This is a genomic window from Geomonas edaphica, assembly GCF_004917075.1.
GTDB lineage: Bacteria > Desulfobacterota > Desulfuromonadia > Geobacterales > Geobacteraceae > Geomonas > Geomonas edaphica.
Genome location: NZ_SSYB01000004.1, coordinates 588,297 through 613,684, shown reverse-complemented (window position 1 = coordinate 613,684; position 25,388 = coordinate 588,297). Strand labels below are relative to the sequence as shown.

Genomic DNA, 25,388 nt, shown 5'->3' with positions numbered 1-25,388 from the left:
GGGAAAGAGACCATGATTCGGATCGACATGCCAATGCGAAGTCGGGTGGCGCTCGCCGCGGTTAGCCTGATGGCAGCCTTCCCGTTTCTGCTCGTCGAACTTTTCCCCTCGGCGCTTTACCGGGTGCTGGATGCGTCCGACTACCTGGTCTTCCACAACACCGTGGAATTTTTCAGCGTCATGGTTTCCCTCTCCATATTCGGGGCCGCCTGGTTCTCGCACAGTCAAAGCGGAGACCGGCACACGCTTTTCATCGGCGTCGCCTTCCTCGGGATCGGCCTCATGGACTTCATGCACACCATGGGTTACCCGGGGATGCCTTCCTTCATTACCCCCAACTCCCCCAACAAGTCCACCCAGTTCTGGATCGCGGTCCGCCTCTTCGGTGCGGCCTCTTTCCTCGCCAGCGGCTTCGTCGGCAAGGAGAGGCGGTCGTACCGGTTCGGGCGCTGGCCGCTTCTCGCTGCGGTTCTCGCCGTGACCGGCGCCGTCTTCGTCCTGGTCACCTACTTTCCGGACGCGCTCCCCACGACCTTCGTACCAGGCTATGGGCTCACCCCGTTCAAGAAGGGTGCGGAGTGGCTTATCGTCATCCTGCTCTGCCTTGCCATAGTGGTCTACCTCAGGCGGCTCAACACGTCGGAGGATTTCCACTACCGCTGTTTCGTCTGCGCCTTCGTCCTCTGCATCTTCAGCGAGCTGGTCTTCACCGTCTATAAAAGCGTCTACGACACCTACAACGTGCTGGGGCACCTGTATAAGTTGATCGCCTTCGCCATGATCTACCATGGTGTGTTCGCCGCCGCGGTGCAGCGTCCATACGGCGAGCTGCACCAGGCCCTGGAAGAGCTGCGCCTTACTAACGACGTCCTGCGCCACATCATGAACTCGATCCCGCAGTCGATCTTTTGGAAAGACCGGGACAGTGTCTACATGGGGTGCAACCACGAGTTCGCCGTGGGTGCGGGGCTTTCCGACCCCTCCGAGGTGGTGGGGAAGACCGACCACGACCTCCCTTGGACTGATGAGGAATGCGAGGGGTACCTGACGGACGACCGGGTCGTCATGGAGAGCGGCCGGGCCAAGATGCACATCATCGAGAACCTGACCCAGGCCGACGGCAGCGTGATCTGGATCGACACGAGCAAGTTGCCGCTCCGGGACAAGGGGGGAGCGATCTGGGGTGTACTCGGGGTCTACGAGGACGTCACCGAGAAGAAGCTCCACGCGGAAAGGCTCTCGGACGCCCTGCAGTTCAACCAGGAGATCATCAACAGCGCGCGTGAGGGGATCGTCGTGTACGACAGCGAGCTGCGCTACCTGGTTTGGAACCCGTACATGGAGGAGCTGAGCGGCTACCGCGCGGAGGAGGTCCTGGGACGGGGTGCAGCCGACCTCTACCCGCAGCTCGAGGAAACCGGATTTCTCGCGCGGCTTAAGGACCTGCTGCGGGGAGGAGCCCCGGTGACGGTGGAATTCCGCGGGCGCGACGCGGCCGGGCGGGAGATCTGGCTCTCCGACGCCTCCGCCCCGTTGCGCAGCGCGTCAGGCGAGGTGGTCGGGGTGATCGCCACCGTGCGCGACATCACCGAGCGCCGCGCCATCGAGGAGCAACTGCGCCAGGCCCAGAAGCTGGAATCGGTGGGACGCCTGGCGGGCGGGGTGGCGCATGACTTCAACAACAAGCTCACCGTCATCCTCGGCAACGCCGAGCTCGCCTCCTATAAGACGGAAGAACCGGCGCTCAGAGAACACCTGGGGCAGATCGTGAAGGCTGCGGAACAGTCACGCGACATAACCGCGCAACTCCTTGCCTTTTCCCGGCAGCAGGTGGTCAAGCCGAAGCCGGTCCAGGTAAACGTCATGCTGGAGGAGCTGCGCAAGTCGCTCGGTCGCCTGATCGGCGAGCACATCGCCATCGTCGTGATACCGGGAGAAGGTCTGTGGCAGATCAACATCGACCCGGTGCAACTGGATCAGATCATCATGAACCTCGCGGTGAACGCGCGCGATGCCATGCCGCAGGGGGGGACCATCACGATCGCCACCGGCAATTGCGAGCTGAGGGAACCCCCTCCCGGTTCGCGGGATGTCGTGCCGGGTGGTTTCGTCTGGATCGAGTGCCGGGATACCGGTGAGGGGATGGATGCCGAGACGCGCCGGCACATCTTTGAGCCCTTCTACACGACGAAGAGGCAGGGGAAGGGGACCGGGCTTGGGCTGGCGACGGTGTACGGCATCGTCACCCAAAACGGCGGCTTCATCGAGGTGGAGACCGAGCCGGGCTGCGGCAGCACCTTCAAGGTCTTTTTCCCGAGGTGCGCGGGCGAGCGGTGCCACGAACCCGAGCCGCCGGCACCGGCCCCGGCTCAAGGGAGCGGAACGGTGCTCCTGGTCGAGGACGAGGACATGGTGCGCGACCTGACCATGTCCATGCTCGAAAGTATGGGGTACCGCTGCCTCGCCATCGCAGATCCGCGCGAGGCGCTCGTCGTGGCGGAAAACCCGGAGGTGGAGATCGACCTGGTGCTGACCGACGTCCTCATGCCCGGGATGCGTGGACAGGAGATGATGGAAGCCCTGCGCAGGACGAGGCCGGGGGTGAAGTGCATCTACATGTCGGGCTACACCGCCGCCATTCTCGACGACGAGAGCGTGCGCCGGGAAGGGGCGGCCTTTTTGAAGAAACCGTTCCAGATGGAAGAGCTCGCTAAGCTGGTGCAGGAGGTGCTGTCCGGGAAAGGGCCGGAGCAGGAGGGGTAGCCCCTGGCTCCTCCCATTAGTGGGTGGTGCCCAGTGCGCGGAGGTAGAGAAGAAGGGGCCACCGGTGGCGCTGCGGAACCACGCGTTCGAGTACCGGTTCGTGTCCGGTACCGGTCAGCATCCTGCGCAGCAGTTCGCCGTCCGGGTAGGCCTCCAGCGAGGAGCGGCGCAGGTCGGCGGGCCTCGGCACGTAACTGTTTCCCACCGGTCCGTCTCCGGCGCCTTCACTACCGTGGCAGAAAAGGCAGTAATAATCATAGTACACCCTCCCCTGCGCGAGGAGCGCCGTGGTCGCCCGCGGTCCCTCCATCACGCCCTGTTTTGCCGTAACCGATGTGGTCACGGGTTTCACGCTCACGCTCCCCTGCGCCGGTCCCGGCAACACCATCTGGAATTCGCGAATGTGGTGTTGCACCGTCATCCTCGGCCCCCGAACCAGGATCCAGCCGAAAACCACCGCCCCGAACATCGGGGGGGCGAGGATCATGAAGGCGATCAGCTTCTTCATCTTTTCCCCCCGTCCTTACCGCGTTCCTGTGCCGGCTGCAGCGGTATCGCCTCCGGCAGCGCCTGGATCTGGCGTTGCGCCGGTCTGCGCGGCTGCTCGCTCGAGTAGATTGACTCCGCCGGCGCGTCGGGGAGCTGCCCGAAATCCCAGCGCCTTGCCGCGTCCTGGACGAGGAGGTAGACCAGCCAGCCATACCCCATGAGCGCCGCGCTAAAGACGATCAGGATCACCCACTCCCAGGGGGGACGCAGCTCCTGCTGCTCGTCGTATTCCGGTTTCTCTTCCATGTTCGCCTCACCAGTTGGGGGGGATGCCGGCGTTGTACGAGATCTCGAATAAGGTGAACGCGATGCATGCCATAAAGAGCAGGATGATGACCCAGGGCATGAAGGAGCGCAGCCATGCGAGGAAGCTTGCCGGTCCCCTCACCTTGATCGCCTCGCTTTTTTTCTCCGTCCCGCGCGGCAGCCAGAGCGCCTGGTAGACGAGCGCCGTGGCGAGTACGAGCGCCACCCCGCACAAAAGCGTCATGACGAGCCACTGGTTTTGCAGCACGTACAGGTAGAGGGTCAGCATGGACGCGTACCTCCCGCACCCTTTTCAGGGCCTCCGCCTGTCTCATTACGCCCGGGCTGCGAAAGCGAAGGCATCTCCACCACTTCCTGGTCACCCCGATCATGACGTGGCGGCTCCGACCGCGTGGGGGCCTCCTCCTCGCAACCGGACTCCAGCGGCAGGTAGCGGGCGCGCTCCTGGTCGGCGAACTGGCCGTTGCGCATCCCCCAGAAGAAAAATAGCGCCGCCACGCTCCCCGCAAGGAGCGGAAAGCCGATCCAGATGAGCACGAAGGCGGTGCTGTCGAGCGGGTTGTTCATGTCGGTGCTCCTTGGTTTGAGCTCCCCCCTTTGCGAAGGGGGGCCGGGGGGGATTTGCTTTTTGTCGACAGATGCGAAGAGCGGTCGCCCAGTATCAGCCATCTGCCTGCCGAGCTTGCTGGGTAGCCCTGGCTGCACGGACTAACCAAGGCAAATCCCCCCTGTCCCCCCTTCGCAAAGGGGGGGACGTCAGGGCGTGGGCAGCGCTTCGTGGAGGCTTCTACTCCAATCCAGCATCTTTCCCGATAACTTCCCCATGCCCCTTACCGCCCCGGCGCGAGCGCCGGCGGCTGATAGCGATTCACCCAGCCGCTCTCGTAGGAGGCATCGATGCCGCGGGGATCGGTGTTGGCATCGGTATAGCCGACGAAGGAAACGGCCAGGTAGTTGGCCAGGTCCCAGATCTTCTCCGACTCCAGGTGCTTTTTGAAATACGGCATGGCGGTACCGGTGATGCCGTTCATGATCTGGTAGTAGAAGATCCCCCCGATGTACCTGTTCTCCACCAGGTGACGCCTGAGGATGGTGAAGTTCAGGGGGGGCGGGTTCAGGTGCGGCTGGGCCGGGCCGTTGCCGTCGCCTATCGGGCTGTGGCAGTTGATGCAGAGCTGCTGATAGATCCTCTTGCCGCGCTGCAGCGCCGCCTCGGTCGCCGGGTAGGGATTCGGCATCCTGCGCCACACCTCCGGGACTTGACCGTGCAGCCACTCGATGTTCGCATCGACACCGGCCGCGTACGCCGCTACCGCCTGCCGTTTCCAATCCCGCTGCCTTTTTACCCTGAGGTCCGCCGCTTTCCCCCCGAGCCCCTGCACGTATGCCATGAGCGCTTCGATCTCACCGTCGGAGAGGAAGTCCCAGGCGGGCATGAGCGAGATCGGCGTCGTGTTGCGCGGGTTCAGAAAATGGGCCCGGTTCCAGTCGTCGCTGTGCTCCCCCCCCTCCTGCGAGAGGTCCGGGCCGGTGCGTTCGCTCCCTAGGATGGCCGGTTCTATCCCGACGTAGTCCCCTGCCTTGGCGATCCGCTCTGCCCCGATACCCCAGTCGATCACCCGGATGAATTGCGAGTGGCAGTAGCTGCAGCCGTTCTCCACGTAGAGCCGGTGCCCTCGTGCCTCCAGCGGGGTGAACGGGCGCCAGATCTCCGAGGGGGTCTCCTTCATGGTGAGCGACGGTATCCCGACGATGATGAAGGCGGAGGCCCAGAAGACGAGGAGTGCGCCGACGATGACGAAGGCCGGGGTCATCTTCATGTCGCCTCCTCGAGATGCCGCAGCGTTTCCTGCTCTCTTGCACCGCGCAGCGTCATGTAGACGTTGAAGAGTCCGATGATCGACGCGGTGAGGATGAAGACGCCGAGCGCCGCCCGCATCACCATAAAGGGGATGAGCTGCGGCAGCACCCTGAGCACGGTCTCGCCGTTGTACCAGGCCGCCCCCTGCACGAGCCCCGCCATAGTGAGGACGATGAAGAAGCCGGTGAGTCCGAAGGTGAGCAGGCCGAACTGCAGGTTGATGAGCCGCTGCGAGTAGACGGGACGGCCGCTCACAAGGGGGAGCGTGTGCCACATGGCGCCGAGGGCGATGTAGCCGCCGAAGCCGAGCATGGCGATGTGGGCATGCCCGACGGTCCAGTTGTTGAAGTGGGTCACGCGCTGCAGGAAGGGGAGCGACTGCAGTGGCCCCTGGATGCAGGTGACGATGTACCAGATCACCCCCGCCATGACGAGCCGCGCCGATGGATCGCTCCAGACCCGTCCGCCGACGAAGCGTGCGGTGAGCCAGAGGTTGATCACCACGATGGAGACCGGCAGCACCATGGAGATAGAGTCGACCACCGAGATCGTCTTCAGCCAGCTCGGAATGGGGGACTGCAGCACGTGGTGCCCCCCGATGTGGCTGTAGAGCGCGATCAGGAGCCAGAAGCCGAGAAGGGACAGGGTATGCGAGTTGAGCGGGGTCTTCGCGACGCGCGGGATGACGTAGTAGGCGGCCCCGGTAGCGAGCGGCGTGATCAAAAGCCCCGGGAGGTTGTGCCCCCAGAACCAGAGGAAGATGGAATCGATCAGGCCGGGCATGGCGCCGGTGGCGGGGTGCCACATGACGTTGCCAAGCGGATAGTTGCAGGCGGTCCAGAGGAAGGTCGCCACGAAGTACCAGATGGAGACGTAAAGCTGCGGTTCGCGCCGGTTCATGATGGTAAGCGTCACGTTGACGATCATGCAGAGTACGGCGATGACAAGCGAGACATCGGCGAGCCAGACGTACTCGTTGTACTCGCGCCCCTGGGTGAAGCCGAAAGCGAAGCCAAGCGGGCCGCTCAGGACGGTCAGGTTCCAGAAGAGGAAGGTGACCCAGCCGAGAGGCTCGGACCAAAGGCGCGTCTTCAGAAGGGCCGGGACGTAATGGAGCCCAATGCCGGTTAGCATGGTGCCGACGAAGCCGTAGAGCATAGTGTTCACGTGGACCGGGCGTTCCCGTCCGAAAACGAGCGGTGCCACGTGCGGCAGGAACTCCGGCGCCACGAGGTGTATGGCGGAAAACATGCCGTACACGGCGCCCACCACGAACCAGACCGCGCCGGCGACCATGAAGGCCAGCGAAGCGCTCTGCGGCTTGCGGATCATGTTGATCATCGACTTCTCCTAGATGTTATCTCCCTCCCCCGGTGGGGGAGGGCTGGGGAGGGGGAAGGGGGCGCCAGCGCTTTCCTCCCTCCCTCCCCCCTCCGGGGGAGGAGTTTACCTGTGGCAGGCGAAGCAGTCGTGGGTGACCCTGTTTTTCTTGTGGCACCGGATGCAGAAACCCATCTCGAACTTGCGCGCTTTCGCCACCCGGTCCATCTGCCGCACGTCGCCGTGACAGTGGCCGCAGTCCACGCCGCGCATGAGATGCATGGAATGGTCGAAATAGACGAACTCGGGAAGCCAGTTCACCCTCTCCCAGACCACCGGCCGGTTCTGCGCCACGTGCCCCCTGAGCCGCGCGATCCACGGGTAGTTGCGGATGATGCGGGCGTGGCACAAAAGGCAGGTCTCCAGCGGCGGGACCCCGGCCCGGGAGGAGCGCGTGGCGGAGTCGTGGCACATAAAGCAGCTGATCTGCTTGATCCCGGCATGCACCCGGTGACTGAACGGGATGGGCTGGCGCGGGCCGAGCCCCACCGGGTAGAGCCTGTTCAGGTAGACGAGAGCGGCCAGCGCCGAAGCCAGGATCGCGGTAGCGGCGGCATAAGACGCCCAGCGCGGCACCCCCTTTTTCTCCGGCCCGCTCACGGGGTACCTCCGCTCTTGCGCGCGCCGAGCATGCCGAGGCCGAGGATACCTGTGAAACCGGCGGCCAGGGAGAGTTCGGCGAGGCCCAGGTGCGCCACCGGGGCGAACGTCGGGGCCACCAGCCACCAGCGCTCAAGCCAAAGGCCGCACAGGACGAGAAAGGCGACCGTCCCGAGCAAGCCGCGGCTGCGCTTGGGACGGATCGGGAGGAGAAGCACGAGCGGCCCGAAGTACACGAGCCCCACGAGGAAGAAGCTCAAGGGGCGCCACTGCGGCATGTGCATGCGCGGCACCAGGAACCTGATCTCGCGCGGCAGGTTCTCGTACCAGTAAGGGAGGAGGTGCGAGTACATGAGGTAAGTGGTCATGAGGCTGAAGGCGACGGTCAGTTTTCCCAGGTCGTGGAGCTGGTCCGGCCCCGCCTCGGGATGCCATACGGACAAGAGCGCCCAGCAGGTCATGGCGCCGTAGAGCCCGGACATGAAGAAGTAGCCGCCGGCCAGGTTGCTGTGCCAGAGGGGATCGAGGGCCATGATGAGGTCGAAGCCGATGAGGGAGAAGGCGAGGCAGTAAACCAACACGAGAACCGCGGCGGAGCGCGCACCTTCCCCCTTTCGCATAAGCCGCAGGTGGTACAGGGCGAGCCCCCAGAAGAATAGGAGGACGGCCCAATCGCGCCCGAAGAGGAAACCGGGGTGGAGCCAAGCCCCCTGGTGGTGGTTGACGCCGTTCCAGGGGGACCAGCGCGCGCTCCCCCACCAAAGGATGAGGAGCGTTACGAGCGAGGGAAGGGCGAAGGCGATCGCTGAGTTCGCCAGCCGCTCCACCGGGTGGTGCCATTTCCCCTTGCAGGTCGAGACGATGGCGGGCCAGACGACGAGTCCCGCGGAAAGCGGGGTGAAGAAGAGGAAGTTGACGAGAAGCGCACGCCAGACGCGTGCTTGATCTGCACCGTTCAGCAGGTAGAGCCAGAGGGAGCACCCGGCGACGGCGAGCACCAACCAGAGCACGAGCCAGGATTTCGTCGACGTGCCGTCACTGGTGGACATGGAGTTCCTCCGGATGGGCGGGCGCCAGTTGCTCCTTCAGGCGTTCATACTCATCGGCGCCGCAGGAGATCAGCAGGCCGAACTTGTCGCGCGAGAAGCGCGGGTCGTAAAAGGGGTGCGGCTCGAGCCGGAACAGGCGGGCGAAAAGCACGAGCCCAGCGAGGTTCGCGAGGCTGCCGAGCAGGATGGTTCCCTCGAAACCGACTACGCAGAAGGGAACCCAAGAGACCGGGGGCTTCCCGCCGACGACGAGGCGGTTCACCAGTGCGGTCCCGGCGGCGAGCCAGAAACCGCCGGAAAGCCCCGCGAGTGCTCCTGCCAGGGTGAACCAGCGCACCGGGCTCTTCGCGTGTTTCAGGACCTCGGAAAGTTCCTCGATCTTCACCGGCGAAAAGGTCTCCATCACCTTGAAGCCGCCGTCACAGCATCCTTTGGCCGCCTGCAACAGGCGTCCAGCGTTGGAGAAGACGGCGAGCACGGAGGGGCGATGTTGCGGCAGTCTCGGACGGACGCGGTGGCTGCACGCCTCGGTTGGCACCACTTCTTTTTCGGCCAGGTGCCCCTTCAGTTCGCTGAGCGGGACGGTGGGGAGGAGCTTCGTGAAGCCGAAGAAGAAGAGTAGGAAGAAGCCGAAAGAGCCGGCGGTGATGGTCAATTCCACCCAGGTGGGGAGGTAGCGTCCGAAGTTGTGCGGCAGGAAGTCGTGCGCCTGCGAGGTGTAGATGATCATGAGCCTTTCGAACCACATCCCCAGGTTCACGAAAAGCGAGATCACCAGGAGGGGGAGGGTCCTCGTGCGCATGCGCCGGAACACGAAGAGCCAGGGGATCAGCACGTTGCACACGACACAGAGCCAATACATCCAGGCCACCGGGCCGAACACGCGCCATTTGTGATTTTGCCACTCGATGACGTCCCCCGAGTACCAGGCGATGAACGCTTCCACGGCGTAGGCATAACCGACGATGGTGGCGGTCAGGATGATGGTCTTCGCGAGCATCTCGAAGTGGTGCATCTGCACCAGGCGCTCGAGGTGCAAAAGCTTTCGCATCGGGATCATCAGGGTGAGCACCATGGCGAGGCCGGAGTGGATGGCGCCCGCGACGAAGTAGGGGGGGAAGATGGCGCTGTGCCAGCCGGGGAGCAGGCTCATGGCGAAGTCCCAGGAAACCACCGAGTGCACCGAGACCACGAGCGGCGTGGCGAGAGCGGCGAAGAAGAGGTAGGAGCGGCCGTAGTGATGCCACTGCGTTCCCGAGCCGGACCATCCGAGCGCCAGGGCGCGGTAGATCCTGCTCTTCAGGTGCTCCGGGCCGAGTTCCGCGAGGTAGCGGTCCCGTGCCGCCGCGAGGTCGGGGACGAGGCCGATGTACCAGAAGATGAGGCTCACGGTGAGATAGGTGGTGACGGCGAGGACGTCCCACACGAGGGGGCTCACGAAGTTCGGCCAGAGCTCGCGCTGTGAGGGGTAGGGGACGATGTAGTAGGCGGCCCAGAGGCGTCCGAGGTGGATGAGCGGGAAGAGCCCGGCGGTCATGACGGCGAAGATGGTCATCGCCTCGGCCGATCGGGAGACGGCGTCGCGCCACTTGGCGCGCATCAGGTAGAGAATGGCGGAGATGAGGGTGCCCGAGTGGGCGATCCCGACCCAGAAGACGAAGTTGGTGATGTAGACCGCCCATCCCACGGGGCGGTTCAGCCCGGTCACCCCCATGCCCGCCTGGGTCTGGTACATGAGGCAGAGCGCCCCGAGTCCCGCGAGCCCCGCCAGCATCACGATGGCGAGGAGGTACGCGAGGCCGGGTTTCCCCATTGGGTTGAGGGCGTCGTCGTTGATTTGTCCGTAGCTCTGTTCAGGCAAAGGCGTTCTCCATTGTCGGACCTGTCAGACCGGTCGACTAGTCCGACTGGTCCGAAGTCAGACCAGGTCGTTCTCCACTCTTCTAAGAAAGGTCATCGCCGGCTTCGTGTGCAGCTCGTGCAACAGGTGGTAGCGGCGCGGATCGGTGCGGGTGAGCCGCGTCACCGCGGCGTTCGGGTCCATGAGGTCCCCGAAGGTGAACACCCCGGCGGGACAGGTCTGCGCGCAGGCGGGGACGATCTCGCCGTCCCGGACCGGCCGCCCCTCGCGCGCGGCCTGGTACTCGGCCTGCCGGATGCGCTGCACGCAGAAGGTGCACTTCTCCATGACGCCGCGCTGGCGCACCGTCACCTCCGGGTTCAACTGCAGGTCGAGGGGCTTTCTCCACTCGATGTTCACCCAGTTGAAGCGGCGCACCTTGTAGGGGCAGTTGTTGGAACAGTACCGCGTACCGATGCAGCGGTTGTAGATCTGGGCGTTCAGACCCTCCTCGTTGTGCACCGCCGCGAACACCGGACAGACCGGTTCGCAGGGGGCGGCGTCGCAGTGCTGGCACAAAAGCGGCAACCAGGCGTAGCGCCACGGCTGCTCCGGCACCCGGTAAGGGGCGACCCTGAGCCACGCCATCTCGCGCCCGTCCGCGACGAGTTCCCTCCCCACCACAGGGATGTTGTTTTCGGCATAGCAGGCGACGGTGCAGGCGCCGCAGCCGATGCAGCGCTGCAGGTCGATGACCATCCCCCAGCGGTGTTTGTTGTGCTGGTGCGGCGGGTACATGTCCCGCTCCGGGCGGTAATCCTCGGGGAGCGGGAGATGCAGGCGGTCCCCATCACCGGGCTTCATGGTGCGCAGCACGGAGAAACGCACCGACTGGACCACGTCGCGGTGCAGTTGTTTCCTCTCTATCGAGGTGCGGATCGGGGGGAGGGCATCTCCGGTCACCCGGCTGATGCGGCAGGTGGTGAAGTAGCCGCTTTGCTGCCCGCCGAGGAGCACGAAGGCGTTCGCCCCCACTCCGCGCGCGTTCCTGCCGAGTGCCGCATGCCCCTGTCCCAGGCCGACCGCCACGGCGTGCTCGCTCACCTCTGTGGTGATGCGTACCGTCGCGCGCAGCGAACCGGAGGCGGTGGTGAGCCGCACCTGGTCGCCGTCGTCGATCTTCAGCGCCGCCGCCTTCCGTGGGTGGAGGTCGATCCAGTTCCCCCAGACGAAGAAGCTCACCGGGTCGGGCGCCTCCTGCAGCCACCCGCGGTTCGCGAGCCTGCCGTCGAAGAGCATGATGGAGGGCCATGGCCAAAGTTCCGCTTCATCGGGGCGGACCGGAACGGCGGCCGGTCGCGCGGCGAAGGTGACGCCCTCGGCATGCAGCGAAGGCGTCATGCCGGAACCGGACGCTGCCGTCTGCCACGCGCCTCCCTGCCCCAGCGCCGCATTCCAGTTCTGCTCGCTCCCGTTCCACCTTTCCCTTAGCCATCCCCGGAAATCCTGAGGACCCGATCCGCGCTCCGTGACGAGCGGGCGTCCAGCCTTTCGCGCCAGGGTCAGGAAAACATCACCCGCACCGAGGGTGTCGTGAAGGCGCCCCATGGTCGGCTGCGTGAGTCCCGTTATCCCCGGTTCCGGCTGGTACTCCCCCCAGGACTCCAGAGGCGTGTCGATGGGCAGGACCCAGTGCGCGAGGGAGGCCGTTTCATCCATGAGCGACCCCAAGTACACCACGGTCCCCGCCCTGCCGATCTGCGCAGCCGCCCCGCTTTTGCTGTAGGCCGGGTTCGTGTCGAGCACGAAGAGTACGTCCTGCGGCCCGAGCGAGGCGAAGAAGAGGTCGAGCTCGTGGTCGCGCGCGCTGTCGCTCAGGGCATGGGGGCGGGAGAAGTCGACCGTGGTGCCGACTGCGCCAGCGGCGTAGTTCAGGAGCGCGACGCAAAGGGCCGCGTCGGTCGCCGCCGGACCGCTCGCCGCCCCGGGTCCGGCCAGCGCCACCGGGCGGCGCGCGTGGCTGAAGGCCTGCGCCAGGGCCACCAGGCTCCCCTGGTCGACGGCCGGCGGGGGGAAGGAGGCGATGAGGGTCTCGAGCGCCGGTCGCACCGATGAGACGTCATTTCGTTGCCAGCCGCGGTCCATGATGATTTTCAAAAGCGCAGCCGCCACAAGCCGTAGCTCTCCCGGCGCCACCTGGAAGAAGTGGTCCGCGTTGCTCGCGGTCATGGACAGGCGCGGTCCCACGTATGCCATCCGGTTCGGGGGGGCTCCGTCCCGGTACCCGTGCATCGCCGCAAACTGGCGCGCGTAGGAAACCGGAGAGACCCAGGTCTCCAGGAAATCGGCAGCGAAGCTCAGGATGAAGTCGCTGTTTTCCAGATCGTAGCGGGGTATGACGGGGAGGCCGAAAACGCGCTGGTGCGCGGCGCGCTGCGCCTCGTAATTGAACGCCTCGTAGAAGAGGAGCCGGTTCGAGCCGAAGGCTGCGGCGAAACGTTTCATGAGGTCGGCGAGGGCCCCGGTCTGCAGGCTGGAGAGGATGGCCACCTTCCCCCCCGAGCGAAGGCGGGAGGAGATGGCGTCGAGCGCCTCGTCCCAGCTCTTCCGTCCGGTCTTGCCGTCGCCTGCGCGTTGTAGCACGCGGACCACGCGGTCCGGGTCGTAGAGCCCCTGCAGGGAGGACTGCCCGCGCGCGCAGAGCCCGCCGCGGTTTATCGGGTGTTCCGGGTTTCCTTCCGCCTTCGTCACGCGACCGTCCCGGTGGGCGACGTGCATGCCGCACCCGGCCGGGCATTCGCGGCAGGTCGTGGCGTAAAAGGTCCATTGTCCGGGGCGGATCTCCTCCGGTGGGATCACCTTGGGGATAAGCTTGTTGACCAGCTTGCGCGGGGGATCGGTCGCCAGGGCGATGCTGCTGCCACCCGTGATCCACAAGAAGGTGCGTCTGGAAATCTCGAACATCGCTATCCCTCGCGCCGCGTTTTCAAAGCCCAGAATCAATGAGAAGAAAGATGAAAAAAGATTAACCTTTTTTATCAAGGCGAAGTCGGTTGTCAAGGGACGCACTGAAAGTCCCGCAACGGCCCGCCGAGGTTGACAATGAGGCGCCCCTCTCTAGACTGTTGGAGGAAAAATTAGAAGCAATCAATCTAATGAACAAGGGAGGTCTCATGGCAACAGCCAGCGATTACCTGGTGCAGCGTCTCTACGACTGGGGGGTGCGCAGGGTGTACGGCTACCCCGGGGACGGCATCAACGGGGTGATGGGTGCCCTGAACCGGGAACAGGAGAAGGTCTCGTTCATACAGACGCGCCACGAGGAGGAGGCTGCCTTCATGGCGTGCGCCCACGCGAAGTTCACCGGCGAAGTCGGCGTCTGCATTGCCACCTCCGGGCCGGGCGCCATACACCTGTTGAACGGTCTTTACGATGCGAAGCTCGACCACCAGCCCGTAGTGGCGATCGTGGGGCAGCAGGCAACCACGGTCATGGGGGCGGACTACCAGCAGGAAGTGGACCTCCTCTCGCTTTTCAAGGATGTGGCCCATCACTACGTGCACATGGCAACCAGTGCTGCACAGGTCCGGCAACTGGTGGACCGTGCCATACGGATCGCCCTCGCCGAGCGCACCGTCACCTGCGTCATCCTTCCCAGTGACATCCAGGAGGAGGATGAGGTAGCCGCGCCGGTCCGCAAGCACGGCTCGACCTTCACCGGGCTCGGCTTTCACGGCCGGAGGTGCTCCCGCCACGCGACGAGCTGCAGCGGGCGGCGGCAGTCCTTAACGCGGGAAAGAAGGTGGCGATGCTGGTCGGTGCCGGTGCCCTCGGTGCCGGGGAGGAGGTCTCCGTCGCGGCGGAGAAATTGGGTGCCGGTGTCGCCAAGGCACTCCTCGGCAAGGCGGTCCTCCCGGACGATCTCCCTTACGTGACCGGCTCCATTGGTCTTCTAGGCACGAAGCCAAGCTGGGAAATGATGAAGGAGTGCGACACCCTGCTCATGGTCGGCAGCGGCTTTCCCTACGCCGAGTTTCTTCCCAAGGAGGGGCAGGCGCGCGGGGTGCAGATCGATATCAGCCCGAGGATGCTCGGACTGCGCTACCCGATGGAGGTCAACCTGCAGGGGGACGCGAGGCTCACCCTGCGGGCGCTGATCCCGCTTCTGGAGCAGAAGCAGGACCGGTCGTGGCGTGAGGGGATCGAGAAGGACGTGGCGGAGTGGTGGGAGGTGCTTGAAGCGCGGGCGAAGCTCGCAGCGAACCCGATCAACCCGCAACTCCTCTTCTGGGAGCTCTCGGCACAGCTGCCGGACCAGGTCATCCTGACCTGCGATTCCGGCTCGGCGGCGAACTGGTACGCCCGCGATTTAAAGCTGCGCCGCGGCATGATGGCCTCGCTCTCCGGAGGGCTCGCCACCATGTGCCCCGGGGTTCCCTACGCGGTCGCCGCGAAGATGAACTATCCGGATCGTCCCGTGATCGCCATGGTCGGCGACGGGGCCATGCAGATGCAGGGGATCAACGGGTTGGTGAACATCGCCAAGTACTGGAAGCAATGGAGCAACCCGAACCTTGTGATCCTGGTGCTGAACAACGGGGACTTGAACCAGGTGACCTGGGAACAGCGGGTGATGAACGGCGACGCCAAGTTCGCGGCCTCCCAGGATATTCCGCGCTTCCCGTACGCCGGTTACGCCGAGATGCTTGGCCTCGACGGAATCAGGCTTGAGGACCCGGGGCAGGTGCGTGAGGCGTGGAAGACCGCACTGCGAGCGAAGCGGCCGGTGGTGATCGATGCCATGTGCGACCCGGACGTCCCCCCCCTGCCACCGCACATCACCTTCGACCAGGCAAAGGGATTCGTCGCCTCGCTCTTCAAAGGGGATCCGAACCTCGGCGGCATCATGAGCCAGTCCGCCAAGCAGATGATGTCCAAGCTCCTCGTGAGAAACGAGAAGTCGTAGATGAGGGGGGGGCTGAAGGGGCGACCTGCGGCCCAATGAGCCTCCCGCCGGTTCGCTCTCATTGAAAACCGGGGAAAGTGCGCTAGCCTCAAACTGTCGCAACCGACGAGGAGGGGCGCATGAAAATTTCGACCGAGCAGTTCCGGGTGAAGCCGAAAGACCAGGTGAAGCTGACCAAGTCCCCCACCTTGGTAGATCCTTTCTACCGCTCCAAGGAGGAGTACCGCGAGCTTCTGAACGAGCAGATCGAGCGCATGAGCGCCCTGCAGGGGCTCCTCTACGCGAATAACAGCTGGTCGATCCTGCTCATCTTCCAGGCGATGGACGCGGCGGGGAAGGACAGCATGATCAAGCACGTCCTCTCGGGGATCAACCCCCAGGGATGCGAGGTCTACTCGTTCAAGCACCCGAGCGCGGAAGAGCTCGACCACGATTTTCTCTGGCGCAGCATGAGGCGTCTGCCGGAGCGCGGACGCATCGGCATCTTCAACCGCTCCTACTACGAGGAGGTGCTGATCGTCCGCGTGCACCCGGAGATCCTGGCCGGCGAAAACCTGCCTGACGCCCTGGCTGCCAGGAAGGGGATCTGGCGTGACCGTTTCAGGTCCATGGCGGATTTGGAAGCGCATCTTACCCGCAACGGTACACGCATCGTGAAGTTCTTCCTCCACGTCTCAAAGGAGGAGCAGCGCAAGCGGTTCCTGGAACGGATCGACAATCCGGAGAAGAACTGGAAGTTCGACCGCGGAGACGTCGAGGAGCGCAAGCTCTGGAAGCGTTACATGGATGCCTACGAGGAGTGCCTGAACGCGACCAGCACCAAGGAGTCACCATGGTATGTCGTCCCGGCGGATGACAAGAAGAACGCGAGGCTCATCGTGGCGCAGGTGCTGCTGGACCTTTTGGAGGGACTGAAGATGAAATATCCGGAAGTGTCCGAGGAAAGACGGGAAGAGTTGCAGAGGATTCGTCAGGAACTGGCAAAAAGTTGACACCGAAGAGGCGGCTTGCGCCGCCTCGATTGAAGGTCGTACCTCGTGCTGTGTCATCGAGTAATGCCGCGGCCAGCCAAGAGAGCTGCCACGAGCATCACTACGGCGATCACCAGGAACAGGTAGAAGAGCAGTTTCGCGATGCCGGCCGCTGCTGTGGCTATTCCACCGAAGCCGAACACCGCAGCGATGATCGAGATGATGAAGAATATCACTGCCCAACGTAGCATGACCTTTCACCTCCCCATGGTTCATTAGCTTCCTTGAATAAAGTGTATCATGGGAGATTTCGGGTTTAATAGCTTGTCTTTTTTTAATAATCGGAGACGGAAAAGTCGCAGCAGGCAAGTAAAGGGCCGACCCATTTAGGGCCGGCCCCGTCTCTACTTGAGCTCCATCGGCTCGTCGCAGCAGGTCGCTTCGATCTCGCATGCGGCACCGCAGGTCTTTGACTTGCAGGCCCGTGTGACGGTCAGTTCAACCTCGCAATCTTCCGTGCTGCAGATCAGGACATCACCCTCTTCCACTTTCATGGCCCTTCCTCCTTTGTTGGATGATTTTAACCAAGCCCGATTATAGCCGTTGTCGCACCGCCCGCAACCGGTCATCCCCCTTCCAGGTTTTCGATACACCGCTCCAGATCGATGCCGGGGCCGAGCACGCCGGCGAAGAGGTCGCCCATCCGCTCCAGGCGCCCCGGCATGGTCCGGATGGTGAACTGAACGGGGTCGAGCCCCGGCTTAACCTCCTCCCACTTGAGGGGCGTGGAGACAGGTGCGCCCGGACGGGGACGGATGCTGTAAGGGGCGGCGAGCGTTTGCCCCGGCTTATTCTGGAGGAAGTCGAGATAGACCCGTTTCTGGCGCAGTTTGGGGCTGCGCACAAGGCTGGTGAACTCGGGAACCTTGTGATGCGCCAGTGTCGCCACGATCTTCGCGAAGCCGCCCGCGGTGTCGTAGTCGTACTTTCCGCCGAGGGGGACGTAGATATGGATCCCAGTGGCGCCGGAGGTTTTGGGGAAGCTTGCGGCGCCCGCCTTTTCCAGCACCTCCCGCACCGCGAGCGCCGCGTCGATGACCTTGGCGAAGGGGATGTCTTCCGGGTCAAGGTCGATGACGAAATAGTCGGGATAGTCGAGCTGCTGCAGGCGCGAAAGCCATGGGTTGATCTCGATGCAGCCGAGGTTCGCCATGTAGATGAGGGTTGCCTCGTCCTGGCAGATGAGGAACTTGATGCTCTTATCGACGTGCTTCGAGTAAATCTCGCGGGTGGCTATCCAGGAGGGGGGAAGATCTCCGGTCTCCTTCTGGAAGAAGCCGGGTTCCGCGATGCCATGAGGGGTGCGGTACAGCGACTCGGGGCGGTCGACGAGGTGCGGTAGCATGGCGTGGGCCACGGTCCGGTAATAGGCGACCACGTCCCCCTTGGTGTACCCCTCTTGCGGCCAGAACACCTTGTCGAGGTTGGTGAGCTCGATGCGATGCCCGTCGAGAACCAGGGTCTCGTTCCGGCCGTTAATGGCGGAGCGCTCCTTTCTGTGCGAGCTGGTGGGGCGGCTCTGCGCTGAGGCGGGAACGTCTTCCGAGTTGGAGGTGGTAGGCACGACCGTCAACGGCGTAGCTGGGGGCTCCGGTTCCGCGACAGGCGGAGGTACAAGCGCGGAGCGGACCAGTTCACGCATCACGCTCCTCGGGTCCTTGTCCTCCCGAAGGCCTAGGAAGATCGGCTGGCGCATCACGTTCTCTTCGGTCCACTCGGAAAATTCCACTTCGCAGACCAACTCCGGCCTGACCCAGGTAATGGGCATGTCTGATTTCACCGGCGACTCGAAGGGGGACTTCGCCTGCACCAACGGTTGCAGCATGTCGTGCATCTCCTTTAGCCCCGCGTCGTCGAACCCGCCGCCCGCAAAGCCGATGCAGACGAGCCGTTCGTCTTCGTAGACGCCTAGCACCAGCGAACCAAAGCCTTTCCTGCTGCGGCGCGGCTCGGTGAAGCCGCAGATGACCGCCTCCTGCTGCATGCGGATCTTGATCTTCAGCCAGTCCCTGCTTCTGCGGCCGGTCTGGTAGGTGCTCGTCGCCCGCTTGGCGAGGATTCCTTCCAGGTTGTTGCGGCGCGCGAGGTCGAAGAACTCCCTGCCGTACTCCATGACATGGTCGCTGTAGCGGATGTCAGGGAGGTCGGGGAGCAGGGTGCGCAGTCTCTCCTTGCGGGCGAGAAGCGGCCGGCTACGCAGGTTTTCCCCGTTCAGGTACAGGAGATCGAAGGGGAAGTAGCAGATGTTGCCGCGCCCGGTACGCTGGTAGTTCTGCAGCAGCTGGAAAGAGGACCGGCCGCTTTCGTCCAGGACAACCACCTCGCCGTCCAGGACGGCGTGAAGGTTAAGGGCGGCAAGGGAGCGCACCAGGGAGGGGAATTTGCGATTGAAGGAGAGGTTGTTGCGGGAGTAGAGGAGCACGTCCGCACCGGAGATTTCGGCGATGGTGCGGTAGCCGTCCAGCTTGATTTCGAAGAGCCAGTCCGGGTCATCGAAGGGCTCGGCAGCCGAGGTGGCAAGCATGGGCGAGATGTGGTGGGGCATTTCGGCGTGGGTGGCGGCGCCGGCCCTCTCAGAGCGGTCTGACTGGTCGGACTGGTCGGACTGGTCGGACTGAGCCGCCGGAGCCCGGGACGCCTCAAAGCTGCCGGCGCGGCGCGCGGACACCCTTCCGGCGCGAAGGTCCTCGATGGTCGCGTTGCTCACCACGGAGCGGTCTTGCAGAGTCACATCTTCAGTGCTTGCGAAGCGGTCGTTTTTCTTGATCAACAGCCAGGAGTTCCCCTTCTCTCCCTTGATCCGCACCAGGGCAAACTCACCGCTCACCTTCTCGCCGCGCAGGATGAATTTCAGGTCCCCTTTCCGCAGCCCCTCCCGCAGAAGCTCGAGGCTCCGCTCCCGCTCCTCGGAGGCGGTGGCGTGGAAGGTCCCGGTATCCCAGATGATCACCTCACCTGCGCCGTAATTACCCTTCGGGATGACACCTTCGAAATCGCCGTATTCGTAAGGGTGGTCCTCTACCATCATGGCGAGCCGTTTCACCGACGGGTCGAGGGATGGCCCCTTCGGGATCGCCCAACTTTTCAGCACCCCATCAATCTCAAGGCGGAAATCGTAGTGTAGATGCGAGGCCGAGTGCTTGTGGATCACGAAGCGCAGCGCGCTTGCGGCCTTGCCCCCTTGTCCAGCAGGTTCCGGTGTCTTTGCCAGATCTCGCTTGCGATGATATTCCTCCAGCCCCATGAGAACACCTCCCTTTGCTGCACATGAGTCTATCACAGCGAAAACGACGGGCTCGCGTTGACGAGGGTACTCCGAGTCGTTTCGCTTAGATGAGGCTGCGATTGTCGCCCTCCCCTCGCGGGAGGGGGTACGGGTGTGGGGGAAGATGCGATCAATTCCGTACTCTGGCTTCACCCACCCGCCCCCTCCAGCCTTCGCCGAACCGCTGCGCGCGCAGGCGTCAAGGGGAGCCGGAGCGCTATTTTCTTTGAGATTTCTGCAGCGAGCCTTTGACAACGAGAGCGCGGTGGCTAGATTATTAGGCGTTGCCAATTTTTAGGAAGGGGCGCCCACCGGGGCGCAGAAAGGAGAAGCAAGATGAAGGTCCAGCAGATCAAGGAAATAGCACAACGTATGGAGATCCCCTGCGGCAAGCTGAAAAAGGGCGAACTGATCCGCCTAATCCAAAGTATAGAAGGGAATATCGCGTGTTTCGATTCGGGGCAGTCGGGGCAGTGCGGCCAGCAGGGATGTCTATGGGCCGAAGACTGCAACTGACGCCGGGACCGTAAAGGAGGAGGCTCCATGGACTTCGACTACACCAAGTACCGCTACCTCCCTGAGTGCAAGGACGGCTGCGGCGCGATAACCGACTGGCTGGAGAGCAGGGAAATGGCCCGCGAGGCAGGTGAAAACCACAGCAAATCGACGGGGCACGATTGGGTCCTGCGCGAAAAGATGAGGGAGGAGTAGGAGCTGCAGTCCATGCTATCGGCGCTTCATGCTGCCTGCAGGAGGGAAAACAGTGCGGACAACCAAAATCTATCCGGAGGTAACAGCATGAACAGGGACGACATTCTCGACCAATTGGAAAAACTGATCCAGCTCGACGTCGACGCAACCCATGCCTATGATCAGGCGATCAAGAACGTTAACGAGCCGATCATCAAGGACAAGCTGATCCAGTTCCAGGCTGACCACAGAAAGCACATCGATCTTCTCTCGGCTAAGATGCTGGAACTGGGAGGGACGCCGCCGGAACTCAGTTCGGACTTCAAGGGCTTCCTGATTTCCGGCTTCACCGCTCTCAGGAGCCTGACCGGGACGAAGGGTGCCCTTGAGGCGATGGAGAGCAACGAGCGGCTCACGACAAGCCGCTATGAGGAGGCGTCGAAACTGGATCTTCCCGTCGATATTTCCGCAATCGTGCGGGCCAACTACGCCGATGAACAGCGCCATCTCTCCTTCATCCGCGAGGCTCTCCCGACGGTGCACAAGTAAATCCGGGCAGGTAGATAAAGGCAGGTGCGGTTTTAAGCCCGCGCGGTTGACCGATCAAAAGGGAGTCCGGGTCCGGCAGGATTCGGGCTCCCTTTTGTTAATGAAAAACGAAATGTTAGCGGCCTTACCCTCCGCGGAACCGCGTCTTTTGGGCGTGTTGACACGGGTGGGCTCTCATGTATCGTTGATGAGGTTTTGCGCCGATGCGTAAGGCCCGTGGCGGTGACGTCACGGGGCCGGGAGGTGGCGTATGGTTGCAAGCGGTTGGCGGATGGAATCAGGTGCCACGGTCCTGGAAGAAGGTGGCGTTCAGTTCCGGGTCTGGGCCCCGAAGTCGAAGGCGGCGAGCGTCCTGATCCTGTCAGGCAAGGCGGCGGGGACGGTGCCGATGCAGCCTGAGGGAAAGGGGTATCACTCGGTTACCGTGCCGGGCGCGATGGACGGTGACCGTTACCTTTTTCAGCTGGAATCGGGAAAGACCTATCCGGACCCGTTCTCCCGATATCAGCCCAACGGGGTGCATGAGCCTTCCCAGGTGGTGGACCCGGGGCTCTTCCACTGGATGGATGAGGGGTGGCAGGGTATCCCGCTGGAAGAGTACCGGATCTACGAGATCCACGTCGGCACCTTCACCAGGGAGGGAACCTTCGAGGCGGTCATCGAACACCTCGACTACCTGGTGGAACTGGGTGTCTCCGCAATAGAGCTCATGCCGGTCTCCCAGTGCCCGGGAAGTCGCAACTGGGGGTACGACGGGGTGTACCACTTCGCCCCCCAACACAGCTACGGCGGTCCGGACGGCCTCAGGCGGCTCGTGAACGCCTGCCATAAAAAGGGGCTTGCCGTCCTGCTGGACGTGGTCTACAACCACTTCGGACCGGAGGGGTGCTACCTCGACGAGTTCGGTCCCTATTTCACCGAAAAGTACCGCACTCCGTGGGGGCGTGCCGTGAACCTCGACGGGGCCGACAGCGATCCCGTGCTGGACTATTTCCTCTCCAACGCAGGTTACTGGATCAACGAGTTCCACTTCGACGGGCTGCGCCTGGACGCGGTGGACTGGATCTTCGACCAAACCCCCAAGCCACTTTTAAGGCGCCTGGCCGACGAGGTGCATCGGCAGCGGGAGCGCCTTGGGCGCGGGATCTACCTTTTCGCCGAGAACGACACCAACGACGTCCGCCTGATCAACTCCCCCGAGAAATGCGGCTTCGGCCTCGACGCCCAGTGGTGCGACAACTTCCACCACGCCCTGCGCGCGCTGCTGACCGGAGAGACCACCGGCTACTACGAAGACTTCGGCCAGTTCGCGCAGTTGCAGAAGGCTTTCAGTGAAGCCTTCGTCTATACCGGTGAGTATTCCCGCTACCGCAGGCGGCGTCACGGCGGTCCGACGGAGAGGCACCCCGGCTTCCAGTTCGTCGTCTTTTCCCAGAACCACGACCAGGTCGGCAACCGCAAATGCGGGGACCGGCTGAGCGCCACCCTTCCCCTCAACCAGCTTCTCCTTGCCGCCTCGGCCGTCATCCTTTCCCCTTACCTGCCGCTTCTCTTCATGGGGGAGGAGTACGGCGAGCGTGCGCCGTTCCACTATTTCATCGACCACGGCGATCCGGAGCTGGTCGACATGGTGCGCAAAGGGAAACACGAGGAGCACGCCTCCGGCGTCTGTGAGGGGGAGATCCCTGACCCGGCGGCGGAGGAGACCTTCCAGGAGTCGAAGGTGAGCGTTGCGACTCAGAAAGAAGGGGAGCAGGCGGTCATCCTTGCCTTCTACAAGAAGCTCTTTTCACTGCGCGGCTCGCTGCCCGCCCTGCGGGTCTTCCAGCGCGACGCCATGGAGGTTTCCGGGCTGCCGGAACAGAAGGTGCTCTTTTTGAGGAGATGGGCTGACGGGGAGGCAGCCATCTGCCTGTTCAGCTTCAGCAACATCCAGCAGGAGGTCCCGCTTGCCCTTCCCCGGGGGAGCTGGGAGCGGGTGCTCGATTCCTCGGCCGCAGAGTGGCGCGGCCCGGGTGAGGAAGCACCGGAAAGGATAGAGGCGGGTAACGGAGGACATCAGGAGACAGTGAGGATCAACCCCTTCAGCGTTGTCGTGTACAGCGCGAAGCTTTGAGGAGGAAGTCATGGCACAGGAGAACGATACCCAGCGTTACGTGTGCATCCACGGTCACTTCTACCAGCCTCCCAGGGAGAACCCGTGGCTCGAGGCTGTGGAGATACAAGATTCAGCTTCCCCATATCATGACTGGAACGAGCGCATCACCGCCGAGTGTTACGCGTCGAACTCGGCCTCCCGCGTTCTGGACGGCGACAGCCGCGTCATGGACATCTCTAGCAACTACGCGAAGATAAGCTTTAACTTCGGCCCCACCGTCCTCTCCTGGATGGAGCAGGCGGCCCCGAGAATTTACCAGGCGATCCTCGACGCAGACAAGCAGAGCATGGAGTGGCGCTCCGGTCACGGCTCCGCCATCGCCCAGGTCTACAACCACATGATCATGCCGCTTGCCAACGCGCGGGACAAGCGGACCCAGATCGTCTGGGGCATCGCCGACTTCGAGAAGCGCTTCCAGCGCTTCCCGGAAGGGATGTGGCTCGCCGAGACTGCAGTGGACCTCGAGACGCTCGATATCCTCGCCGAGCAGGGGATTAAGTACACCATCCTCGCGCCGCACCAGGCCGCGGCCTACCGCGCCATTGGCGAGGAGGAGTGGCTCGAGGCGGAGATCGACCCGACCCGCTGCTACCTCTGCAACCTCCCATCCGGCCGCTCCATCAACCTCTTCTTCTACGACGGCCCCATCTCCCGCGCCGTCGCCTTCGAAAAACTCCTAGAGAGCGGGGAGGCGCTCGCCGGCAGGCTGGTCGGTGGTTTCAACGACGAGCGCGGCTGGTCCCAGCTCATGCACATCGCGACGGACGGCGAGACCTACGGTCATCACCAGAAGTTCGGCGACATGGCGCTTGCCGCCTGCCTGAACCACATCGAGAGCAACAACCTGGCGCGGCTCACCAACTACGGTGAATACCTGGAGCTTTGCCCCCCGGACACCGAGGTGAGAATCCACGAGCGCACCTCCTGGAGCTGCGCGCACGGGGTGGAACGCTGGAATAGCGATTGTGGTTGCTCCGGCGGCATGCCGGGGTGGAACCAGCAGTGGCGTCAGCCGCTGCGCGCCTCTCTCGACTGGTTGCGCGACCGCCTCGCCAAGGGGTTTGAGCAGAAAGGGCGCGAACTCTTCAAGAACCCATGGCGGGTGCGCGACGCGTACGTCGAGGTGATCCTGAATCGCGGCATGGAGGTGGCGGAGCAATTCCTTTCCCGACACGCCTTACGCGAACTCACGGCGGAGGAGAAGATCCGGGCCCTTAAGCTTCTGGAGATGCAGCGGCACGCCATGCTCATGTACACGAGCTGCGGCTGGTTCTTCGACGAGCTCTCGGGGCTTGAGACCGTGCAGGTGATCGACTACGCGAGCCGGGCGTTGCAGCTTTCCGAGGGGGTGGTCGATGGGCCGGTGGAGAAGGGGTTTCTGGAGCGGCTTAAGGAGGCGAAGAGCAACATACCGGACTATCAGGACGGACTCTGGATCTACCGCAACTTCGTGCTCCCGATACGGCTCGACCTGATGAAGGTAGGTGCTCACTACGCCTTCAGCTCCCTCTACGAGGATTACGAGGAGCATTCCCAGATCTACTGCTACGCCATCGCGAGGGAGGAATACCACAAGGCCGCCACTCCCGACGCGGTCATCGCCATGGGACGTATTCACGTCGCGAGCGAGATCACCGAGGAGAAGAGCTGTCTCACCTTCTGCGTCGTGCGTATCGGGAGTCATGACTTCAAGGGGGGCGTGATGGAGGTCTGCGACCAGGGGGGATACGCCGCCATGCGCGAGGAGATGAGCGCCGCCTTCGACAAGGGGCTGTACTCGGACCTGGTGCTCCTCATGGACAAGCACTTCGGCACCCACAGCTTCTCCCTTTTGAACCTCTTCAGCGACGAGCAGCGCAAGATCATCGGTCAGATCATCAACCAGAACCTCGAGGAGAGCATCGCAAGCTACCAGGAGATGTACGAACGTGTCCGCCCCTTGATGGAGTTCGTGAAGGAGACCCGCGTGCCGGTGCCGCACGTCTTCATGGCCGTGGCCCAGCCAGCGCTGAACGAGGCGCTCAAGCACGCCATGAGCGAGGAGGAGGTCGACGAGGAGGCGGTGCGGCGCATCGTAGGCCAGATCAGGACCTGGGGAGTGGGGATCGAGGAGCCAGAGACCGAATACTACATGCGGCGTCATCTGGAGAAGCTCTCCGCCCAGTTGGTTCAGGACCCGACCGACGTGAAGGTGATCGGGAGGATGCAAAAGTACATGGATCTGCTGAACGAGATCCCGATCAACCTGGTGCTGTGGCAGATGCAGAACGACTACTACACGCTGGCGAAGACCGTTTATCCCGAGTTCCTCGAGCGCTCCGGCCAGGGCGAGGAGGGGGCGAGCCAGTGGCTCGAAGCCTTCCAAAGGCTGGGGGACACCTTGCGCTTCAACACAGGAGCGGTGCTGCCGCAAGGATAGA

General features: G+C 63.4%; 21 protein-coding genes and 1 pseudogene. 9 read left to right on the top strand and 13 right to left on the bottom strand.

Features of this window, described 5'->3' with window-relative positions:
• The first annotated feature begins 12 nt into the window (after positions 1 to 12).
• The gene (locus E8K79_RS13550) at positions 13 to 2,763 is read left to right on the top strand and encodes a hybrid sensor histidine kinase/response regulator (RefSeq protein ID WP_136515192.1); all 2,751 of its coding nucleotides are present in this window, start codon (positions 13 to 15) and stop codon (positions 2,761 to 2,763) included.
• A 16-nt stretch (positions 2,764 to 2,779) separates the two neighbouring features.
• Here E8K79_RS13550 and E8K79_RS13545 read toward each other — a convergent pair whose 3' ends face one another.
• From E8K79_RS13545 to E8K79_RS13495, 10 genes are all read right to left on the bottom strand, one after another.
• Positions 2,780 to 3,271, bottom strand: coding sequence for a c-type cytochrome (locus tag E8K79_RS13545; RefSeq protein ID WP_136515191.1), 492 nt, complete (start codon positions 3,269 to 3,271; stop codon positions 2,780 to 2,782).
• A complete protein-coding gene (locus tag E8K79_RS13540) occupies positions 3,268 to 3,558 on the bottom strand; it encodes a hypothetical protein (RefSeq protein ID WP_136515190.1) in 291 nt (96 codons plus the stop codon). Before E8K79_RS13540 ends, E8K79_RS13545 begins: the two co-directional genes overlap by 4 nt.
• Positions 3,559 to 3,565: 7 nt before the next feature.
• A complete protein-coding gene (locus E8K79_RS13535) occupies positions 3,566 to 3,847 on the bottom strand; it encodes a hypothetical protein (RefSeq protein WP_246043823.1) in 282 nt (93 codons plus the stop codon).
• The gene (locus E8K79_RS13530) at positions 3,841 to 4,146 is read right to left on the bottom strand and encodes a cbb3-type cytochrome oxidase assembly protein (RefSeq protein ID WP_162604665.1); all 306 of its coding nucleotides are present in this window, start codon (positions 4,144 to 4,146) and stop codon (positions 3,841 to 3,843) included. The genes E8K79_RS13535 and E8K79_RS13530 overlap by 7 nt, the downstream gene beginning before the upstream one ends.
• A gap of 263 nt (positions 4,147 to 4,409) precedes the next feature.
• Entirely contained in the window at positions 4,410 to 5,399 is a 990-nt protein-coding gene (locus E8K79_RS13520; RefSeq protein WP_136515188.1) for a cbb3-type cytochrome c oxidase subunit II, read from the bottom strand.
• Entirely contained in the window at positions 5,396 to 6,781 is a 1,386-nt protein-coding gene (locus tag E8K79_RS13515) for a cbb3-type cytochrome c oxidase subunit I (RefSeq protein ID WP_136515187.1), read from the bottom strand. Before E8K79_RS13515 ends, E8K79_RS13520 begins: the two co-directional genes overlap by 4 nt.
• A 105-nt stretch (positions 6,782 to 6,886) precedes the next feature.
• Entirely contained in the window at positions 6,887 to 7,420 is a 534-nt protein-coding gene (locus E8K79_RS13510) for a cytochrome c3 family protein (RefSeq protein ID WP_136515186.1), read from the bottom strand.
• The gene (gene nrfD, locus E8K79_RS13505) at positions 7,417 to 8,469 is read right to left on the bottom strand and encodes an NrfD/PsrC family molybdoenzyme membrane anchor subunit (RefSeq protein WP_136515185.1); all 1,053 of its coding nucleotides are present in this window, start codon (positions 8,467 to 8,469) and stop codon (positions 7,417 to 7,419) included. The genes E8K79_RS13510 and nrfD overlap by 4 nt, the downstream gene beginning before the upstream one ends.
• Positions 8,456 to 10,330, bottom strand: a complete 1,875-nt coding sequence (locus E8K79_RS13500) for a quinol:electron acceptor oxidoreductase subunit ActD (protein ID WP_136515184.1) — start codon at positions 10,328 to 10,330, stop codon at positions 8,456 to 8,458. The genes nrfD and E8K79_RS13500 overlap by 14 nt, the downstream gene beginning before the upstream one ends.
• A 57-nt stretch (positions 10,331 to 10,387) precedes the next feature.
• Positions 10,388 to 13,273, bottom strand: coding sequence for a molybdopterin-dependent oxidoreductase (locus E8K79_RS13495; RefSeq protein WP_136515183.1), 2,886 nt, complete (start codon positions 13,271 to 13,273; stop codon positions 10,388 to 10,390).
• A gap of 191 nt (positions 13,274 to 13,464) precedes the next feature.
• Here E8K79_RS13495 and E8K79_RS21795 point away from each other — a divergent pair.
• The 3 genes and pseudogenes from E8K79_RS21795 to E8K79_RS13485 all read left to right on the top strand — a co-directional run.
• Positions 13,465 to 13,902, top strand: a pseudogene (locus E8K79_RS21795) (thiamine pyrophosphate-binding protein); the annotation flags it as partial.
• Between the two features lie 215 nt (positions 13,903 to 14,117).
• Positions 14,118 to 15,275: a thiamine pyrophosphate-dependent enzyme gene (locus E8K79_RS21790; RefSeq protein WP_246043822.1), complete on the top strand. Its 1,158-nt coding sequence runs from the start codon at positions 14,118 to 14,120 to the stop codon at positions 15,273 to 15,275.
• A gap of 119 nt (positions 15,276 to 15,394) precedes the next feature.
• Positions 15,395 to 16,267 carry an ADP-polyphosphate phosphotransferase gene (locus E8K79_RS13485; RefSeq protein ID WP_136515182.1) on the top strand — a complete coding sequence of 291 codons (873 nt, stop codon included), beginning with the start codon at positions 15,395 to 15,397 and terminating at the stop codon, positions 16,265 to 16,267.
• A gap of 53 nt (positions 16,268 to 16,320) precedes the next feature.
• On the opposite strand, the gene E8K79_RS13480 is transcribed toward E8K79_RS13485, so the two are convergent.
• The 3 genes from E8K79_RS13480 to ligD form a co-directional block, all read right to left on the bottom strand.
• The gene (locus tag E8K79_RS13480; protein ID WP_135869068.1) at positions 16,321 to 16,497 is read right to left on the bottom strand and encodes a DUF1328 family protein; all 177 of its coding nucleotides are present in this window, start codon (positions 16,495 to 16,497) and stop codon (positions 16,321 to 16,323) included.
• A gap of 153 nt (positions 16,498 to 16,650) precedes the next feature.
• Positions 16,651 to 16,800, bottom strand: a complete 150-nt coding sequence (locus E8K79_RS21130; protein ID WP_162604664.1) for a hypothetical protein — start codon at positions 16,798 to 16,800, stop codon at positions 16,651 to 16,653.
• A gap of 71 nt (positions 16,801 to 16,871) precedes the next feature.
• Positions 16,872 to 19,550: a DNA ligase D gene (ligD, locus tag E8K79_RS13475; protein ID WP_136515181.1), complete on the bottom strand. Its 2,679-nt coding sequence runs from the start codon at positions 19,548 to 19,550 to the stop codon at positions 16,872 to 16,874.
• A 357-nt stretch (positions 19,551 to 19,907) separates the two neighbouring features.
• Here ligD and E8K79_RS13470 point away from each other — a divergent pair, with 357 nt between their 5' ends.
• The 5 genes from E8K79_RS13470 (at position 19,908) to E8K79_RS13455 (ending at position 25,387) form a co-directional block, all read left to right on the top strand.
• Positions 19,908 to 20,087: an SAP domain-containing protein gene (locus tag E8K79_RS13470; protein ID WP_136515180.1), complete on the top strand. Its 180-nt coding sequence runs from the start codon at positions 19,908 to 19,910 to the stop codon at positions 20,085 to 20,087.
• Positions 20,088 to 20,114: 27 nt separating this feature from the next.
• On the top strand, positions 20,115 to 20,282 hold the full coding sequence (locus tag E8K79_RS21305) for a hypothetical protein (RefSeq protein WP_198419821.1): 168 nt from the start codon (positions 20,115 to 20,117) through the stop codon (positions 20,280 to 20,282).
• An 87-nt stretch (positions 20,283 to 20,369) separates the two neighbouring features.
• On the top strand, positions 20,370 to 20,810 hold the full coding sequence (locus E8K79_RS13465) for a ferritin-like domain-containing protein (RefSeq protein ID WP_136515179.1): 441 nt from the start codon (positions 20,370 to 20,372) through the stop codon (positions 20,808 to 20,810).
• A 250-nt stretch (positions 20,811 to 21,060) separates the two neighbouring features.
• On the top strand, positions 21,061 to 22,926 hold the full coding sequence (gene treZ, locus E8K79_RS13460) for a malto-oligosyltrehalose trehalohydrolase (RefSeq protein WP_136515178.1): 1,866 nt from the start codon (positions 21,061 to 21,063) through the stop codon (positions 22,924 to 22,926).
• A 10-nt stretch (positions 22,927 to 22,936) separates the two neighbouring features.
• Complete coding sequence (locus tag E8K79_RS13455) at positions 22,937 to 25,387, top strand: DUF3536 domain-containing protein (protein WP_136515177.1); 2,451 nt, start codon at positions 22,937 to 22,939, stop codon at positions 25,385 to 25,387.
• Position 25,388 lies beyond the last annotated feature (1 nt).